Here is an 18,697-nt window from a genome sequence, read left to right on the forward strand (position 1 = left end):
CTTTAGAAATTCTTAGCAATATTAGGATTGGAAGCTAAATATTTTTTTATACCAATTAAAATATTTTTAGCTAAAATCTCTTGGTGCTCTTCATTATTTAAAATCTGCTCTTCTTTTGGATTACTTATAAAAGCTGTTTCCACAAGAATAGATGGGATATCAGGTGACTTAAGAACTGCAAATCCAGCTTGCTCTACATTATTCTTATGTAAGTCATTGATTTCGCCTAATTGATCCAATACAAAATTACCAAGCTTGACACTATCGTTGATAGTTGCTGATTGCGATAAATCGAGTAATGTCTTAGCAAGCATCGGATCTTTATCATCCAAACTTACACCGCCAATTAAATCAGACTCATTTTCTTTATTAGCTAAATATTTTGCAGAAGCAGAAGTAGCGCCCCTTTCTGATAAAGCAAATACGGAAGAGCCCTTAGCTTCCGGATTAGTAAAAGCATCGGCGTGTATAGACACAAAGAGGTCTGCTTTTAGTTTTCTTGCTTTAACCACTCGGACATGAAGGGGAACAAAATAGTCATCATCTCGCGTAAGCACCGCTCTTAATTGTTCGTCATTATCAATCTCTTTTTTAAGTTTTCTGGCAATCGACAAAGTAATATTTTTTTCTAAACTACCAGAAGCACCTCTGGCGCCAGAATCCTCGCCACCATGTCCAGCATCAATAGCTATCACGATTTTTTTAGTGAAACTTTTAGTCGTTTGTGATGGTGATGGCACTTCTTGAGATATTTTTTCTTTCTTAATTTCTGGGGGTGTTAACACAATCTCTTTTTTAGGTGGAGTGGGATCTTTTTTTTCTTTATCTTGTACGAACGCCATTAATTCATCAACTCTTGGGTACACATCAATGACCAGACGATGTTTGTATCCTCCTGCGGGCTTAAGAGAAAAAATATTAATTTTAGATTCTGATCTTAATTCGATGACGACTCGAGATACTTGGTTATTAAACTTAGCAACACGAATTTGTTTAATATTAGGATCGCTTGATAAAATTTTTGTGCTTAAGTTTTTTAAGTCGTCATTAAGATCAATATCATGAAGATCAATCACCAAGCGATCTGGATTCTTTAAGATCATTTGATCATTACTAATAGGCTTAGTAGACTCAAGAGTTACTCGTGTATATTCTCTTGCAGGCCATACACGAGCTGACTCAATCGCATTTTTTGCCAAGATATGATTGGGAAATATCACCAACATGAGGATAAAAATAATTTTCAGATAATAGTTTTTAAACATTCACTTCCTATAGGGGTGAAGCCAATCAAGTGAAGATGGCGACCAAATGACTCGTGACTCAGCTCAATTGAAATATCAGGCTCTGGAAGCAAACCCCCTGCTTTTTCTGGCCACTCAATTAAACAAATAGACGTTTCATTAAAATATTCTCTAAATCCAGCATCGTCCCACTCATGATCGCTTTTAAATCGATAAAGGTCAAAGTGATAGATCGTAAATTTTAGAAAGCTATAAGACTCAACCAGTGTGTAAGTTGGGCTTTTAACTTTATCTTGATAACCAAGCCCACGAAGGAGACCTCTTACAAATGTGGTTTTTCCAGCGCCTAATTCACCTTTTAAATATAAATTCATTCCGGGGTGTAAATGGCTCGACATGCTTTCTGCGAAACGAAGTGTTTCACTTTCATCTTTTAAGTCATAATTAGAATCAAACATCATAGACAGTACTTATAAAAAAATAATTAAAACATGGCAGACATTTGGGATCAATTAGCATTGCAAATTAAAGACTGGGGCCAAGAAATTGGTTTTGCTCAAATTGGCATTGCTGATATAGATCTTAATCATACGAAAGATCATTATCTAGAATGGATTAAACAAGGGTTTCATGGTGAGATGCATTATATGGTAAAACATGGTTCTCGGCGATATCAGCCAGATGAGTTAGTGCCTTATACCATTCGAATTATTTCAGCTAGGCTTAATTATTTTCCCCACTCTCACAATTCAGAAGCCGTTTTAAAGGACGATCAAAAAGCTTTCATTTCTCGGTATGCATTAGGTCGCGATTACCATAAAGTCATGCGTGCTAAATTAAAAAAACTTTCAGATAAAATTCAAAAAGAAGCCCATAAAACGCTTGATCAATCATTTGAATTTAGATTATTTACAGATAGCGCCCCCGTTATGGAAGTGGAACTTGCTGAGAAGTCTGGTCTGGGTTGGCGAGGAAAACATACTTTACTTATTAATAAAGAACATGGCTCTTGGTTCTTCCTCGGTGAAATTTATATTAATTTACCTCTACCTGTTGATAAAAAAGTGGAAAATCATTGCGGCACATGCACAAGCTGCATGGATGTATGTCCAACAAAAGCCATCGTAGGACCTTATAAGCTCGATGCACGAAAATGTATCTCTTACCTCACTATTGAACATAAATCCTCTATACCTTTGGAATATAGAAAACAAATTGGTAATCGTGTTTATGGGTGTGATGACTGCCAATTGTATTGCCCTTGGAATAAATTTGGTCAAATGACCAAAGAGGATGACTTTAAGGTAAGGCACGGCTTAGATGATATTGAGCTCGTGGAATGCTTTTTATGGACCGAAGCAGAATTTATCAAATACATGGAAGGTAGTGCAATCCTTCGCATTGGTTATGAACAATGGTTGAGAAATATTGCGATAGGGCTTGGTAACGCTAAAACATCTGAAACTATCGTGAATGCCCTTAAGGTTAGACTAAGTGAAGCCTCTCCACTTGTCAAAGAACATATATCATGGGCGCTCGCGCAACATAATTTTCATATGAATTAAGTATGTCTTTGCTATAATGTGAAGTTATATAGAAATTTTCATCATTAAATCCTTGAGTTGAACGTTATACATGTCGCAAATTAATCAGTCGCCTATCTGGCAAGCGCTAAATCAACATAAAAAAGATATCGAATCCATCTCACTTCGCGAGATGTTCAAATCAGACCCTGAACGTTTCAATCAATTTCACATTCAGTTTAATGATTTACTTCTGGATTACTCAAAACATCATATTTCAAAAGAAACAATTAGCCTCCTAGTTAAGCTTGCAAAAGAAGTGGATGTAGAGAATTGGCGAGATCGCATGTTTGAGGGTGAAAAAATAAACTCCACTGAACATCGTGCAGTGCTTCATACAGCACTTCGAAATCAAAATGAAACACCGATTATGTCCGATGGCGAAGATGTCATGCCTAAAGTTAAAAAAGTACTCAAAAAAATGCGCCGTTTTAGCGAAGAAGTAAGATCAGGCCAATGGAAAGGCTTTACTGGCAAAGCAATTACGAGTGTGATTAATATCGGTATAGGCGGCTCTGATTTAGGACCTGCTATGGTTTGTCAGGCATTGAAACCTTATGGCTCAAAAACTATAACACCCTATTTCGTATCTAACGTAGACGGTGCCGACCTTTCACAGGCATTAGAAAAATGTAATCCAGAAACAACGCTCTTTATTGTTGCTTCTAAAACATTTACGACGCAAGAAACAATGGCCAATGCTTTCTCGGCAAGGGATTGGTTTCTCAAGGCTGCAAAAGATAACCAACATATTAAGAAACACTTTGTTGCGCTGTCGACAAATCAGCATGTCGTATCACAATTCGGTATCGACACAGAAAATATGTTTGAGTTTTGGGATTGGGTAGGCGGTCGCTACTCCCTTTGGTCTGCGATCGGGCTTTCTATTGCGTTATATATTGGTATGGATAGTTTTGAAGAATTGCATAAGGGCGGATTCGAAATGGACGAGCATTTTAAAACAGCGCCCATAGAACAAAATATTCCAATGATGATGGGCTTATTAGGTGTTTGGAACATTAATTTCTTTAACTTTCCAACCCATGCGATCTTAGCTTACGACCAAGGATTATCTAAGCTAGCATCTTATCTTCAACAAGCAGATATGGAAAGTAACGGCAAATTTATCAATCGCGATGGAGAGCGTATTGATTTTCATACAGGCCCTGTCCTCTGGGGTGAGGTTGGCACCAATGGCCAGCATGCCTTCTACCAACTTCTTCACCAAGGTACAGAAATTGTTCCAGCAGATTTCATGATACCGATTGAGTCTCATTATGCGATAGGCAAAGACGGTGATGAACATCATAAAATTTTACTTGCAAACTTTATCGCGCAAACGCAATCGCTCATGCTAGGAAAAACATATGATGAAGCGCGCGCTGAAATTGAAAAACAAGGCTTTGAAGGTGAGGATATTGAAAGCTTTATCCCTCAAAAAACATTTGAAGGTAATCGCCCCACTTCATCCATACTTTTCCAAAAATTAACGCCAAAGACTTTGGGTCAGCTTATTGCCATGTATGAACATAAGATCTTTACCCAAGGCATCATATGGAATATCAATTCATTTGATCAATGGGGTGTGGAATATGGCAAGCAAATTGCAAAACAAGTTTTACCTAAGCTCTCTGAAAAAACACCTACACATGACTTTGACAGCTCTACAAATGGATTAATTAATTACATTAAAAAAAATCAATAACTCTTTGATATTATTTAATAATTAATTTTTGATTTAATATAGCTGTTCGTAAAGATTCATTCATAGAAGACCCTAAACTTGCACCAAATTTACGGGCAAAACGGTCAGCAAAACCTTCATAAGTCGTAAAATCAACCACCTCTTCAGCTTTAATAATTTCACGAGCAACATAATCATAATTACCAAAACCATCAGCCAAACCTAATTTAACAGCAGCCTCGCCATTCCAAAAAAGACCACTGAATGTTTCTGGAGATTCCTTAAGTCGATTACCACGGCCATCTTTAACCACTTTGATAAATTGTTGATGAACCTGATTGAGCATTTCCTGAACAAAGGCTTGTTGCTTTGGATTCACTGGAGAAAAAGGATCAAGCATGGCTTTGTTTGAACCTGCAGTCATCAGTCGTCTTTCAACGCCAGCTTTCTTCATGGTCTCCGTAAAACCAAAGCCATCCATGAGAACGCCAATGGAGCCAACAATGCTAGCTTTATCTACAAAAATTTCATCAGCTGCTACAGCAACATAATAACCTCCTGAAGCACAAATATCTTCCACGACTGCATAAACAGGAATAAGAGGATGTAATTTTTTTTGTCGTTTAATTTCATCATTAATCATTCCGGCTTGAACTGGACTTCCACCCGGGCTATTAATTTTTAAAATAATACCTTTTGTACCACGACTTTCATAAGCCCTTTGCACGCTCTCGAAAAAGTCTTTTGCATTAACCTCGTCCTTCTCTCCTATCACACCATTAATTTCAATCAGTGCAGTATGATTGCCAGACCCACCCTTGGTATGCGAGGCACCAAATGCAAAAAATAAAAGCACAAAAAGATATAAAAATGTAATCGATTTGAAAAAAATACCCCAGCGCCTTGCGATTTTTTGCTCGCCTAAAGCTGAAAGCGCAATTTTTTCTAAAGCTTCTCTTTCCCAATGTGCGTTTGTTTTACTTTCTGTCTTTTTTCTAACTGCCATTTGTCATACTCCATAAATGCTTTAAAAAATTTCAACCCATAATACATTGTTTGATTCTGTAACATTTAATTTTTGTAATGTTTCACCGCGACAAGGCCCTGAAATACATTCTCCTGAAGCAGGATGGTAAATAGCGCCATGGGTAGAACATACAATCCACTCTTTTTCATCATCCATAAATTCATTTGGTTTGTAATCAAGCTCAATCGGCATGTGCTGACATTGGTTAAGATAAGCATGGTACTTGCCCTCAAAAAGAACTGCAAAGCCTGATTGTGTTGCAGACGCTTTTTGATATTCAAATTTAACGGTTGAACCCTCACCTTGAAATTCTTTTTTATCTATTTCAATTTTTACGTTTGAACTCATGGTAACAAGAAATCGACAACCTCTGTAAAAGAATCAAGGCATGCCAAAGGCTCATAAGTGAGCAACACATCTTTAGGTTGGGCTCCATAGGTCACCGCGATACTTTGAATACGGGCGTTCCTTCCCATCTCAAGATCGTAGTGAGTATCTCCTACAATCACGGCGCGATCAGCTGGAATCTTAGTTTCCTCCAAAATAGCCTCTACCATATGAGGGTGAGGTTTTGAAAAGCACTCATCTACTGTTTTAGTAGATACAAAATATTTATTTAATTCAGTATCTTGCAACGCAAACTTCAACCCTTTTCTACTTTTTCCGGTGGCTACTGCAAGCTTACATTTATGCTGATAAAGTTGACCGATTCCCTCTTTCACGCCATCAAAAAGATATGAATTACCCTCATTTGCATGATAATGCGAGCGGTAACCTTCGGCTACTTTCTCTAATAATTCGGTAGATAAATGAGGGAACAGTTTAAGTAATAATTGATTTAAACCCAATCCTAAAGTTTTTAAAATTAATGCTCTAGGTGGCGCTATCACACCCGCACCTTCAGCTGCTGATATAACTGCATCTACAATGATGCCTGTCGAATCTGCAACCGTGCCATCCCAGTCCAAAATAACTAAATCAAAGCGAGGTGATTTCATGAGGCTTGCTGACTTAAAAATGCATCAAGCTCCAGGGGCAAAGGGGCTCGTAACTCCAAAGGCTCCTCAGTTAAAGGGTGTTTCATTTTCATAGAGAATGCATGAAGAAACATCCGTTTTAAGCCCTTTTTTTGGAGCGCCTTGTTTAAGGAAAAATCTCCATATTTGTCGTCACCTAAAATAGGGAATCCTAGGTGGGCGAGCTGAACTCTAAGCTGATGGGTTCTTCCGGTAATAAGTTTAGCTTCAAGGAGGGTGTAAGGCCCTAAAGATTTTTTTAAGTAAAAGATCGTTTTGCTCATTTGATTTTGGCTATCATCATCTTCATCCTCAGTCACGTTGACCCGTCTCTCGCCTCCTTGTGTGAAGGTTTTTTTGAGCATAAGTTCGACTGTTTTCTTGGATTCAGTCCACTCACCTTCAACCATCATGGTGTATTTTTTTTCAATACGATTATGTCGCATCATATCGTGCATATTAACAAGTGCTGAACGCTTTTTGGCAATCAATAAAATGCCGGAGGTTTCCCTATCAATACGATGAACGAGCTCTAAAAATTTGGCTTTAGGTCTTACATGTCGAATCAGTTCTATGACACCAAAGTTAAGTCCACTACCCCCGTGGACAGCATAGCCGCTTGGTTTATTAATCGCCAATAACGCATCATCTTCGTAAATAATATTAGTGTCTAACCAGTCGGTTTGTTGCTGTTTGGGTTCAATAACGTGCGGCGTTCTCTCAACCTCTATGGCAATAGGAGGGATTCTTACTTGATCCCCGATCATCAGACGATAAGTAGTGTCGACTCGCTTTTTATTCACCCTCACCTCACCACTTCTAAGAATTTTATAAACATGGCTTTTAGGCACATTTTTTAAAATTTTTAAGAGAAAATTATCGATTTTTTGTGTCTCGCTTGCTTCATCCACAAGGACAAATGTAGCTTTTTCATCAGAAAAAAGATTTTTAAGGTTTGTATTTTGAGCCATATTTTGTGTAATTTGATTTATACCCTATACTAGGTCTGTTCAGATGCTCTTAATCAATTGAATTAAAGAGATAATTTAAGCTGAATTATACCGTGACAACAAATTACTATGGCTTTTTCCGCTCGCCTTATTTTAAGTAGCGGCCTTGAATCAAGGTTTAAAAATTTAAAGAATATTTTAGTTTTATTGCACATGTTCACAACAAAGATTAATAAATATATTGCTCAACAATCTTACTAATAAGATTTGTGATTAAGTAAATAGTTTAAAAAAACTTTTTGACAAAAAAGTTTTAACTCAAGGAACGCTAACCTTTCCTAAGGTTAGGTGTGCACCTGAACAGCTGAAATACATTCTTTATCTTAAAACCTACTTGTAGGAGTTTTAGATAATGAAACGTATGCTTTTTAATGCAACCCAATCAGAAGAATTACGAGTTGCGATTGTAGATGGTCAAAAATTAATAGATCTAGATATTGAACGCGGAAGTCGCGCTTTAAAGAAAAGTAATATCTATAAAGGCATTGTGACTCGAGTGGAACCTTCGCTTGAAGCTGCTTTTGTAAACTACGGTGCAGAGCGTCATGGCTTTCTTCCTTTCAAAGAAATTTCACCGCAATACTTTAAAGACTCAACTCAAAATCTCCCTCGCATTCAAGACGTCATTGAAGAAGGTCAAGAAATCATTGTCCAAGTTACAAAAGAAGAACGTGGCAACAAAGGTGCCGCGCTTTCAAGCTACCTTTCTCTTGCAGGACGATATATCGTATTAATGCCCAATAATCCCGATGGCGGAGGTGTTTCAAGACGTGTTGAAGGTGAAGAGCGCAAAGAATTCCGCGATCATATTTCAAACTTAGATATCACAGAAGGTATGAGTGTTATTGGTCGAACTGCGGGTGTGGGTTCCTCTCTTGAAGAGCTGCAGTGGGATTTAAATTATTTAAAACAACTGTGGACAGCGATTGAAGAAGCATCTCAAGGCCAATCAGGCGCATTCCTCATTTATCAAGAAGGCAATCTTGTTATTCGTGCCATCAGAGACTACTTTCATCCTGAGATAGGTGAAATTCTCATTGATGCTCAAGAGATTTATGATCAAGCGACACAATTTATGAATCATGTGATGCCAAATTATGTAGATCGCGTAAAACTCTATGAAGATGAAGTTTCTTTATTTTCTCGCTTCCAAATTGAACATCAAATTGAATCTGCTTTTTCAAGAGAAGTGAGATTACCTTCTGGTGGCGCTATTGTGATTGACCATACAGAAGCTCTTGTTTCTATAGATGTGAACTCATCAAGAGCCACTAAAGGAAGCGATATTGAACACACGGCATTTAATACAAATATTGAAGCTGCTGAAGAAGTAGCTAAACAGTTAAGACTTCGCGACTTAGGCGGCCTAATTGTCATTGACTTCATTGATATGGAAAGCCAAAAAAATCAACGCGAAGTAGAAAACCGATTTAGAGATGCACTTCATCACGATCGCGCACGAGTCCAAACTGGAAAAATTTCACGCTTTGGATTACTCGAGCTTTCTCGTCAGCGACTTCGTCCAAGTATCGGCGAATCAAGCAATAGTTTATGTACTAAATGTAATGGTACTGGCTCAATTAGAGATATTCAATCATCGGCATTACATATTCTTCGTATGATTCAAGAAGAAGCCATGAAAGAACATAATGCAACTATTTCAGCTCAATTGCCTATTGAAGTTGCTACATTCCTTCTAAATGAAAAGCGCTCAGATATATACAGTCTCGAACAGCGCTTAAAAGTTGAAATTATTTTAATCCCTAATAAGCATCTTGAGTCCCCAAATTATTCAATCTCAAGTGCTAAACAAGAAGATATTGCTAATCAATCTAAGCCTAGTTACCAAATGATGGAGTCTCTTAATGAAGGTAACCAAGTTTTAAATTATAAACAAGCCTCTAGTGAACCAAAACAAGAGCCTTTAGTAAAAGGCATCGTTCCTGATACCCCTGCTCCAACAGGATCGGGAAAACCAAATAAAACATTATTTGGATTCTTTAAAAATCTTATTGCTGGTGATGATGAAAATACTCAAAATTCTAGTGAAGAAAAAATAGAAGTTTCAGAAACGACAGAAAATAATCGTCCACGTCCGCAAAATAATAATCGAGGACGTAATAATCGCAATCAAAAATTTAAACAGCAGCATAATAATAAAAAACCTCAAGGAGAGGCAAAACCTTCTGAAACAGATTTAACGCTTCCTTCAGAAAAAACATCTCCTCCTGAAACACGACCTAATCAAGATAACAATAGACGTGGACGAAACAATCACAATAGTCGCGGTCGTTTTAACAAAGATCGCGGAACAAGATCGAATCAAGGTCCAAATGATTTTGAGAAAAAAGCTTTAGCATCTCAAGATGCGCCAACTTTAAATAAATCTGCTCCTGAAGCAAGGGTCCCTCAGGTCACAAAATCAGAGCCTAAGCCAATTGAAGCATCCAAAAAACCTACTCCTCCCAAACCTAGAAAAAGAGTAGAAGAAAAACCAGTTGATCTAAAAGCAGTCGGTCTTGAGCTTGTTGAGACAAAAGCTAAATCGAAACCTAAGGCTAAAAAAGAAGTCGAAGAAAAACCGAAAAAAGTAGCGCCAAAGAAAACAGCTGCTTGGCAAAAGAAAGAAAAAGCCAAAGATGAACCTATCGTAATGGTTGAAACAAAGGCTACAAAGAAAAAACCTGCTAAATAGACTGTTTAATAAAGCCTATTGTCAACCAACCAAGGTAAGCCATTAATATCGATCCTACGACATGAAGCGCAATAAGGGTGAGCGAGGAGACGAGCTCATTCTTTTGCAACAACTGAAAGATCTCAGCAGTAAATGCAGAGAATGTAGTAAGGCTTCCTAAAAAACCTATATTAATAATAAGTTTCAAGTCTGGGCTAAGGTCACTAAAAAATTCAAAAGCTCCCATCGATACACCCATTAAAAAGCCACCCACAAGATTGATTGTTAATGTTCCTATCGGAAATATCGGATGAAGTGAATTTAATAATATACCTATACCCCAACGACTCCATCCGCCAATAGCCGCAGCAAAGCCTATATATAAAAAATTTTTCAAGATAATTTTAAGAAATGCTCGCGATAATATTTCAATTCGTCGATTGAATCATATATATCTGACAAGGCTTCATGTTTGCTTGTTTTTTTAAAACCTTGGTAGAGTGAAGGTCTCCATCGACGAGAAAGTTCTTTAAAAACACTGACGTCTAGATTTCTGTAATGAAAATAACTTTCTAAATTAGGCATATGTTTTGCCATAAAACGTCGATCTTGGCAGATTGAATTGCCGCACATCGGTGATTTACTTGGTGCAATATGTTTTTTTAAAAACTCAATGGTCGCTTCTGAGGCGTGGGCCTCATCAAAAGATGATTGCTTAACCCTTTCAATCAATCCTGATTTTAAGTGGGTAGATTGATTCCATGTATCCATACCATTCAATACCTCATCTGACTGATGAATAACAATAACTGGGCCTTCTGCAATGATATTTAAATGAGGATCAGTGACTACAGTTGCTATCTCAAGCACCTTATCGGTCTCAGTATTAAGGCCACTCATTTCCATATCAAGCCAAATTAAATTATCGTCCGAAGAACTCATCATGATTTCCATTAAAATAGTACTAATTGATTAAAACAATCTACAACGTGAGATTGTTTTCATACAGAATACTAGAATATTAACTTAATTCAGAGACATTATGGACGAAATACTACGCAACGCCTTTATTGCTGTTCTCACCTTAAGTACAGGCATTCACCTATGGCTTGCGATAAGACACATTAATTTTATATCTGATCATAAAAATAAAGTGCCTGATGCCTTTAAAAAAAATATCACTCTTAAAGATCATCAAAAAGCTGCGCATTATGCAATCGCAAAAAGCGAATTAGGCTCAAAAGATACAATCGTTCAAGCTTCCTTTCTTATTCTCCTTACTTTGGGCGGATTGATTAGTGGAATCTCTCATCTTTTTGATTCAATTTCATCTCCGCTCTTAAAAGATATTGCATTAATCTTAAGCGTTATGTTTTTAAGTAGCCTCATTGATCTACCTTTTAGTTATTACAAAACATTTAAGATTGATGAAGCGTTTGGTTTTAATCGCATGACAAAGAAACTATTTTTTTCAGATCTATATAAACAGATGATTTTAGTTTTATGTCTTGGTCTACCTATTCTATTTGTTGCATTGTGGATGCTACAAAATGCTGGGGCATATTGGTGGTTTTATCTATGGGCAGTTTGGAGTTTATTTAATCTTTTAATTCTTGCAATTTACCCTACTTGGATTGCTCCTTTTTTTAATAAATTCTTACCTTTAAAAGATAAAACTTTAAAAACTAAGATTATTGCGCTCTTAAAAAAATGTGGTTTTAAATCTCAAGGATTATTCGTAATGGATGGTTCTGCAAGAAGCAACCATGGCAATGCTTACTTCACAGGCTTTGGTAAAAATAAACGTATTGTATTTTTTGATACGCTTTTAGAGCGTCTTAATCATAACGAAATCGAAGCTGTCCTAGCTCATGAGCTAGGCCATTTCCATCATAATCATGTTAAAAAAAGAATTGTCATGATGCTCCTCGTAAGTTTTATTGGCCTTGCTATTTTGGGATATTTAAAAGATCAATTATGGTTTTATAATGCGTTAGGTATTGCCGAACCTACAAATGGCAGCGCCTTACTTCTTTTTATGTTGGTTGGCCCTACTTTCATTTTTTTCATAAGACCCATCATGGCATTCTATTCAAGACAAAATGAGTTTGAAGCTGATCGTTATGCTAAAACACACTCAAGTGCCAAGTATCTTAAAGAGTCACTCGTTAAACTATATCGAGATAATGCATCAACTTTGACGCCTGATCCTTTATATTCAGCATTTTATGATTCTCACCCTCCTGCGTTACAGCGTATCGCAAGACTTTAAAATTTCAAGAAAGCTTTTTTACCATTAACCAATGGTAAAATATCAGCAACTTATATGGCATAGCGCTCATAAATATGGACATTACAACCCGCCTAGAATTTGATGCAGGGCATCGCATACCGAATCATAAAAGTAACTGTAAAAATTTACATGGTCACCGTTATGCAATTGAGGTCACGGTAACGGGCCCCATTCATGACGACAGAAAAAGTTCAGATTTTGGGATGGTGATTGATTTCTCTGATGTAAAGCAAATCATTAAGGATTTAGTCGTAGAGCCTTGGGATCATGCATTTATTGTTTATCATGACGATAAAGATATTGTGAATTTTTTAAATACACTACCAAATCATAAAACTGTCATATTTCCAGTTGTACCAACAGCAGAAAATATGGCATCAGAAGCTCACCGAATTTTAAATAGTGAATTTAATAAACGCTTTAATGGCCAACTTAAAATAAAACAAATTCGCATGTATGAAACACCCAACAGCTGGGCTGACGCTGTATAACATAGATTACCAAATAAGCTTTTTTTCGCCCTTCATTTTATTTAAGTAAGCTTCATGACTTTTAAGTTCTTCGTCGTTTGCTTTAACGACGAAGAGATTAGCTGGCCGATGAGTATTTTTTTCTCCTGCAATATCTGATCCGCTATATTGAAAATCAATCATTAAGTCTTCTTGTCCACGGGTCATAGCAAGGTAAACTTCAGCTAAAAGTTGAGCATCTAGTAAGGCGCCATGAAGACTTCTTTGCGAATTATCTATATTATAAAAACGACATAAAGCATCTAAGCTATTCCGCTGCCCTGGCCTCATGTCCTTTGCCATTTTTAATGTATCAATAATATTATCAACCACACCTTCAATAGGCGGTCTTTCAATCAACCCTAGCTCCATATTAATAAAACCTACATCAAATGGTGCATTATGAATAATCAGGGTTGTGTCTTTTATGAACTCAATAAAATCAGAAGCAATTTCTGTAAATTTTGGCTTATCTTGCAAGAAATCTAGCGTAATGCCATGAACCTCTTGCGCTGCAGGGTCTATTTCCCTATCTGGATTTAAATAGAAATGAAAAGAGTTACTTGTAGGGCGGCGGTTTACAATTTCAACCGCAGCAATCTCAATAATTCGATGGCCTTGATTCGCATATAAGCCAGTTGTTTCTGTGTCTAAAAAAATATGTCTCACTACAGTCCCTTTAATAAGTTATCAACACCTTGATTTGCAAGTTGATCAGCTTTCTCATTGCCATCATCTCCGGAATGGCCCTTGACCCAAAACCACTCAATAGTGTGACCAGAAGCTAGCTCATCGAGTCTTTGCCATAAGTCTACATTCTTAATAATTTTCTTACTGCTATTTTTCCAGTGATTACGTTTCCATGAATGAATCCACTCGGTAATACCTTTTTGCACATAAGTTGAATCGGTATATATTTTAATTTCTGATGTCTGTTTGATGATTTCAAGTGCTTTAATTACAGCCAATAATTCCATACGATTATTTGTAGTATTTTTTTCACCACCACAAATAGATTTCTTATTAGCTCCTGATATTAATAAAGCCCCCCATCCACCATCACCTGGGTTGCCTCTGCATGCCCCGTCAGTATAAATAGTGATTGTAGACTTCATGGTTTTAGCCTAAAAGTTCTAGATCTCTGTGCTGAATATACCGGGGTTTTAATCAATTTCTTTTTCCATAAAGGTTGGATCGCATTCATACCATGCACCCTCTTTTGTATCACAAGAGAATAAAAACCTCCTAACATAGGCCACCATCGATCTCCTAGTTTCTCCATAGCATGTATTTTTCTTAACCACGATTCTTGCTGAATGGGGGGGACATAACATCCCATTTTTCCTTCAATCATTTCTAATCCCACGATAGGAAGCCATTCTTTAATTTTACTAAGTGATATAAATTTTGTATTCCAAGGGTAATCAATATCAAAGCTTAAAAGTCTTTTTATCCCCCATAAGCTTACTGGATTAAATCCAGTGATGATGAGACGACCTTCAGGCATAAGAACCCGGTGAATCTCTTTAAGTAATTCGTAAGGCTCGATCATTTGTTCTAATATATGTGGAGCGATAAGTAAATCTACCGAGGCTTCATCAAAAGGTAGCGCTTCGTTTGAGGTCATTAAATCAGGATGATTTGAGTTTAATGAAAACTTATTTTGAATACGTGACTGATCTAAAAAATCAATATCGAAGTTACCCATTTGAATGGCATAGAATCCAAACGTATCCATAACAACAGGATTTATATAATCATATTCTAACGCAAGTAAATATTGGCCTAAGGGGCTTTTAAACCATTCTTGTGGTGAAATTTTAGGCATAAAAATATCCTATAATGATCTAAATACTTTACTATGAATACAAATGACAGGCTACAAAGAAAATCAATTAATTCACATCGATCCCATTGAAGCCTTTCAAGATAATTATATTTGGTTAATTCATAACGATCAAAATAGTATAATCGTTGACCCAGGCGACGCTGGTCCAGTCATAAGTGCTCTAGAGAGAAAAAATCTTAATCTAGTCGCCATCTTAATCACCCACCATCATGCCGATCATATTGGCGGGGTTATGGCGCTTCAAGAAAAATACCCACATATTAAGATCTTTGCGCCACAAAAAGATAAATACGATTTTGTCAATATAAGCCTTAAAAATGGGGACGAAATTAATATTCCAGAACTTCAAATAAACTATAAAATAATTGAAATTCCCGGACATACCCGAGGGCATATCGCCTATTACGATAAGAAAAACCTTTTCTGCGGCGATACGCTTTTTGCCTGTGGTTGCGGCAAAATATTTGATGGAACCCATGAGCAAATGTATAACTCGTTAAAAAAAATTAGCGCCCTACCTAAGGATACAAAAATCTATTGTGCGCACGAATATACTAAAAAAAATATTACATTTGCCTTGTCACTTGATCCAGATGATACAAATCTAAAATTAAGAAAAGCACTTGTATCCAACATGAAAAATACTATTCCATCCTCACTCGAGGAAGAATTAAAAACCAACCCTTTTTTAAAATGTACTTCACTAGAAGCATTTAAGCGTCTTAGAGATCTTAAAGATCAGTATTAATATGACATCGCCATTTAAATATACCTTACTTTTTATATGTATTTCAGCAGCAATGATGCCAAGTGCTTTTGCTGAGGAAAATATTCTAGGAGAGGAAATTAGTATTCTAGATATCGATGTACTTGATCAAGAAATTAATAAGCTTAATTCGTTAAACCTGAACTCGGCTGCTTCATCCAGTAAAACACAAAATTACCAAGCTAATAAAGCTGAAATAAATCTGTGGCAACGTATTTATTCTCGATATGACATTAAGAATAAAAACAATTCAAGGTCTAAGAAATATGAAGATTGGTTCTCCGCTCGACCTGAGTATGTAGAAAGGATGATGGATCGCAGCCAGAAATATTTATTTTATGTTGTGGGTGAAGTAGAAAAAAGAGGTATGCCATCAGAAATAGCTCTTCTTCCGATGATAGAAAGCGCTTACAACCCCATTGCAAATTCAAGAAGTAAAGCTGTAGGTATATGGCAGTTTATTCCCTCCACAGGTAGGCTTTACGGTTTGAAACAAGACTGGTGGCATGATAAAAGACGTAATGTGGTGGAAGCGACAAATGCAGCACTTGATTATCTTCAAAAGCTTCATACATTATTTGGCTCATGGGATCTTGCTTTGGCTGCTTATAATGCTGGTGAAGGTACTGTCGGTCGCGCTATAGCTAAAAATAGAGCGAAAGGCCTGCCAACGGATTATGCAAACCTAAAACTTCCGCGTGAGACGAAAGATTATGTGCCGAAGCTACAAGCTATTAAAAATATTGTTTCAAACCCGACTCAATACGGACTTTATATAGATCCAATACCGAATAAACCTTACTTTACATCTGTGGAAGCCCCTGCCATGATTGATGCAGATCTTGCTGCAAATCTTGCTGAAATTTCTTATGATGAATTTTTACTTTTAAATGCTGAACATAGAAGACCTCTTATTAGAACAAACGATAAAACACAACGACTTATTTTACCGATTAATGCGGCAGATACATTTGTAAAAAATCTTAGTCAAAATGAAAAACCTTTAGTGTCCTGGAATATATACCAACCAAAACATAATGAAAAAATTAGAGCGATTGCAAATAAATTCGACATGCAAGAAAGTGATCTCATAAAAGCTAATGATCTGAATCCTCAAAAAGCAATCAAGACCTCTACCATGATGTTAGTAGCCAAAAAAGAAGGTACAGAGTCAAATGCAGATCAAAATATTGATGAGTCAAAAATTCAAAATGATAAGAACGCTGAAGAAACAGTGAAGCCTGCTAAGCACAAAGTAAAATCAGGAGATACGCTTAATAAAATTGCTAAAAGATATGATATACGTATCGATGAACTAAAAGACATTAATCAAATGACTTCCACAGACATTCAAATCGGATCCATACTTCAACTTCAAAGAAATAATTAACTTAATTACGCATAATATGTATTTTAAATATATTTTCCTCTTCTTTGTTTGGCTTAACTTAACTTCGTGTAGCGACAAAAAAGAAATCGCTTACAACTTTGATGGTACTTTTAGTAGTGAAAAAGGTGGCACACTAAACGATGCAATGTCTGGTGAGCCAAGCAATCTCATTTCGATGATTGCTGGAGATTCAGCATCATCAGCCATCTCAGTAAATATTTTTAATAAACTTATTAAATATGATAAAAATTTAGAGCTAGCTCCTGAAATAGCAGAAAAATGGACAATTTCAAGCGACCAAAAAACAATTACTTTTCAATTAAAGAAGGATCTTAAATGGTCTGATGGTCATAATTTAACAAGTGAGGATGTCCTTTTCACATGGAAACTTGTTACCGACGACAAAACGAGAACTCCCTATGGCTCTGATTACAAGTTAGTTGAAAGGGCTGAAGTTCCAGATCCTCATACATTCAGAGTTGTATATAAAAAAGCATATGCACCAGCCCTAGACAGCTGGGCGACCCTTCAAATTCTTCCGAAACATATCTTGAAAGACGAAGATATTAATCGCACTTTTTTCTCAAGAAAACCCGTTGGCTCTAGTTACTACAAATTAGCACAATGGGTTAATGGTGAAAAATTAACTTTGGAAGCTAGCCCCTCTTCAGTCATGGGCGAACCTAATATAAGTAACCTAACTTCACGCTTCATCCCTGACACATCTTCTCAATTTTTAGAACTGATCGCTGATAATATTGACCTTATGAATATTAATCCTATTCAATTTGCACGTGTGATTCCCTCTAGACCAGATCTAAAAAATAAATTAGCGCTTTATAAGGAACTTGGAAATAGTTACACCTACCTTGGTTTTAATTCAAAACATCTCCCATTTAATGATATAAAAGTAAGGCAAGCGATTAACTACGCAATTGATAAGCAGGAAATTATTGATGGTGTGCTTTTAGGATTAGGGGAGCCTGTTGCATCCCCATATAAACCTGGAACTCGATGGAGTAATAAACAACTTCAACCCTACCCTTACGATAAAAATAAGGCACTTAAGTTACTTAGTGAAGCAGGCTTTAACGACACTAATCAAGATGGTGTTTTAGAAAAAGATGGCAAACCTTTCTCGTTTGAGATTCTCACGAATCAAAATAAGCAAAGAGAAATGACCGCAGTCCTTATTCAAAGAAGGCTTAAAGATGTAGGTATTGATGTAAAAATTCGGGTAATTGAATGGGCAAGCTTTGTAAATCAATTTATTAAAACTGGTGATTTTGATGCTGTCATTCTTGGCTGGAGTTTATCGCTTGATCCTGATCAATATAATATTTGGCATTCGTCACAACAAAAACCTGGTCAATTTAATTTCATTGGATACAACAATAAAGAAGTCGATCAATTGCTTGAAGAAGGTCGTACCGAATTAAATCCTGACAAACGAGAAAAAATATATCATGCTTTTTCAAAAATCTTATTAAGTGATAGTCCTGTGATTTATTTATATGCTGGGTATGGTCTCACCGCTATGAGCAAACGTATCAAAGGAATTGAGTCCCCTACGCCGCCTGCTGGAATTGCGTATAATTCATACGAATGGTTTATTCCCTCTACAGTCAGAAGAAATGAAATAGCTCAATAAA

At 36.6% G+C, this 18,697-nt stretch carries 19 protein-coding genes; 8 read left to right on the forward strand and 11 right to left on the reverse strand.

What is annotated here, in order from left to right; all coding sequences use genetic code 11:
- Positions 1–2: 2 nt before the first annotated feature.
- Positions 3–1,226, reverse strand: coding sequence for an N-acetylmuramoyl-L-alanine amidase (locus tag BN1208_RS04055; RefSeq protein ID WP_231854570.1), 1,224 nt, complete (start codon positions 1,224–1,226; stop codon positions 3–5).
- A gap of 17 nt (positions 1,227–1,243) precedes the next feature.
- The gene (gene tsaE, locus BN1208_RS04060; protein ID WP_046488129.1) at positions 1,244–1,705 is read right to left on the reverse strand and encodes a tRNA (adenosine(37)-N6)-threonylcarbamoyltransferase complex ATPase subunit type 1 TsaE; all 462 of its coding nucleotides are present in this window, start codon (positions 1,703–1,705) and stop codon (positions 1,244–1,246) included.
- A gap of 30 nt (positions 1,706–1,735) precedes the next feature.
- Here tsaE and queG point away from each other — a divergent pair, with 30 nt between their 5' ends.
- Positions 1,736–2,809 (forward strand): tRNA epoxyqueuosine(34) reductase QueG, encoded by a 1,074-nt coding sequence (queG, locus tag BN1208_RS04065; protein ID WP_046488133.1) that lies wholly within the window; start codon positions 1,736–1,738, stop codon positions 2,807–2,809.
- A 70-nt stretch (positions 2,810–2,879) separates the two neighbouring features.
- Positions 2,880–4,532: a glucose-6-phosphate isomerase gene (gene pgi / locus BN1208_RS04070; protein WP_046488136.1), complete on the forward strand. Its 1,653-nt coding sequence runs from the start codon at positions 2,880–2,882 to the stop codon at positions 4,530–4,532.
- Positions 4,533–4,542: 10 nt separating this feature from the next.
- On the opposite strand, the gene BN1208_RS04075 is transcribed toward pgi, so the two are convergent.
- Genes BN1208_RS04075 through BN1208_RS04090 form a run of 4 tightly spaced genes read right to left on the reverse strand, consistent with a single transcriptional unit; the run spans position 4,543 to position 7,525 of the window.
- Positions 4,543–5,517 carry a S49 family peptidase gene (locus BN1208_RS04075; protein ID WP_046488138.1) on the reverse strand — a complete coding sequence of 325 codons (975 nt, stop codon included), beginning with the start codon at positions 5,515–5,517 and terminating at the stop codon, positions 4,543–4,545.
- Positions 5,518–5,538: 21 nt separating this feature from the next.
- Positions 5,539–5,886, reverse strand: a complete 348-nt coding sequence (locus BN1208_RS04080; RefSeq protein ID WP_046488140.1) for a Rieske (2Fe-2S) protein — start codon at positions 5,884–5,886, stop codon at positions 5,539–5,541.
- Positions 5,883–6,536, reverse strand: coding sequence for an HAD family hydrolase (locus tag BN1208_RS04085; RefSeq protein ID WP_046488142.1), 654 nt, complete (start codon positions 6,534–6,536; stop codon positions 5,883–5,885). The genes BN1208_RS04080 and BN1208_RS04085 overlap by 4 nt, the downstream gene beginning before the upstream one ends.
- Positions 6,533–7,525 (reverse strand): RluA family pseudouridine synthase, encoded by a 993-nt coding sequence (locus tag BN1208_RS04090; RefSeq protein ID WP_046488144.1) that lies wholly within the window; start codon positions 7,523–7,525, stop codon positions 6,533–6,535. Before BN1208_RS04090 ends, BN1208_RS04085 begins: the two co-directional genes overlap by 4 nt.
- Positions 7,526–7,916: 391 nt before the next feature.
- Between BN1208_RS04090 and BN1208_RS04095 the strand changes: the two genes are divergently transcribed.
- Positions 7,917–10,259, forward strand: coding sequence for an Rne/Rng family ribonuclease (locus BN1208_RS04095; protein ID WP_046488146.1), 2,343 nt, complete (start codon positions 7,917–7,919; stop codon positions 10,257–10,259).
- On the opposite strand, the gene crcB is transcribed toward BN1208_RS04095, so the two are convergent.
- Together crcB and orn are read right to left on the reverse strand one after the other, a co-directional pair.
- A complete protein-coding gene (gene crcB, locus BN1208_RS04100; protein ID WP_052734632.1) occupies positions 10,252–10,635 on the reverse strand; it encodes a fluoride efflux transporter CrcB in 384 nt (127 codons plus the stop codon). The two genes, BN1208_RS04095 and crcB, sit on opposite strands and share 8 nt — an antisense overlap.
- Complete coding sequence (gene orn / locus BN1208_RS04105) at positions 10,632–11,192, reverse strand: oligoribonuclease (RefSeq protein WP_046488152.1); 561 nt, start codon at positions 11,190–11,192, stop codon at positions 10,632–10,634. The genes crcB and orn overlap by 4 nt, the downstream gene beginning before the upstream one ends.
- Positions 11,193–11,280: 88 nt before the next feature.
- Here orn and BN1208_RS04110 point away from each other — a divergent pair, with 88 nt between their 5' ends.
- Both BN1208_RS04110 and queD read left to right on the forward strand, forming a co-directional pair.
- The gene (locus BN1208_RS04110) at positions 11,281–12,510 is read left to right on the forward strand and encodes a M48 family metallopeptidase (protein WP_046488155.1); all 1,230 of its coding nucleotides are present in this window, start codon (positions 11,281–11,283) and stop codon (positions 12,508–12,510) included.
- Positions 12,511–12,584: 74 nt separating this feature from the next.
- A complete protein-coding gene (gene queD / locus BN1208_RS04115) occupies positions 12,585–13,022 on the forward strand; it encodes a 6-carboxytetrahydropterin synthase QueD (RefSeq protein ID WP_046488157.1) in 438 nt (145 codons plus the stop codon).
- A 6-nt stretch (positions 13,023–13,028) separates the two neighbouring features.
- Here queD and dnaQ read toward each other — a convergent pair whose 3' ends face one another.
- The 3 genes from dnaQ to BN1208_RS04130 are packed head-to-tail and all read right to left on the reverse strand — an operon-like array spanning position 13,029 to position 14,868.
- Positions 13,029–13,709 (reverse strand): DNA polymerase III subunit epsilon, encoded by a 681-nt coding sequence (gene dnaQ, locus BN1208_RS04120; protein WP_046488160.1) that lies wholly within the window; start codon positions 13,707–13,709, stop codon positions 13,029–13,031.
- Complete coding sequence (gene rnhA, locus BN1208_RS04125; protein WP_046488162.1) at positions 13,709–14,155, reverse strand: ribonuclease HI; 447 nt, start codon at positions 14,153–14,155, stop codon at positions 13,709–13,711. Before rnhA ends, dnaQ begins: the two co-directional genes overlap by 1 nt.
- A complete protein-coding gene (locus BN1208_RS04130) occupies positions 14,152–14,868 on the reverse strand; it encodes a class I SAM-dependent methyltransferase (RefSeq protein ID WP_046488165.1) in 717 nt (238 codons plus the stop codon). The genes rnhA and BN1208_RS04130 overlap by 4 nt, the downstream gene beginning before the upstream one ends.
- A gap of 43 nt (positions 14,869–14,911) precedes the next feature.
- On the opposite strand from BN1208_RS04130, the gene gloB reads away from it, so the two are divergent.
- From gloB to BN1208_RS04145, 3 genes are read left to right on the forward strand one after another with little or no spacing between them, the layout of a single operon-like run.
- Positions 14,912–15,637: a hydroxyacylglutathione hydrolase gene (gene gloB, locus BN1208_RS04135; protein WP_046488166.1), complete on the forward strand. Its 726-nt coding sequence runs from the start codon at positions 14,912–14,914 to the stop codon at positions 15,635–15,637.
- A 1-nt stretch (position 15,638) separates the two neighbouring features.
- A complete protein-coding gene (locus BN1208_RS04140; protein ID WP_046488168.1) occupies positions 15,639–17,045 on the forward strand; it encodes a transglycosylase SLT domain-containing protein in 1,407 nt (468 codons plus the stop codon).
- A 16-nt stretch (positions 17,046–17,061) separates the two neighbouring features.
- Positions 17,062–18,696, forward strand: coding sequence for a peptide-binding protein (locus tag BN1208_RS04145; RefSeq protein WP_082092834.1), 1,635 nt, complete (start codon positions 17,062–17,064; stop codon positions 18,694–18,696).
- Position 18,697 lies beyond the last annotated feature (1 nt).

Source organism: Candidatus Methylopumilus planktonicus, from assembly GCF_000981505.1.
GTDB lineage: Bacteria > Pseudomonadota > Gammaproteobacteria > Burkholderiales > Methylophilaceae > Methylopumilus > Methylopumilus planktonicus.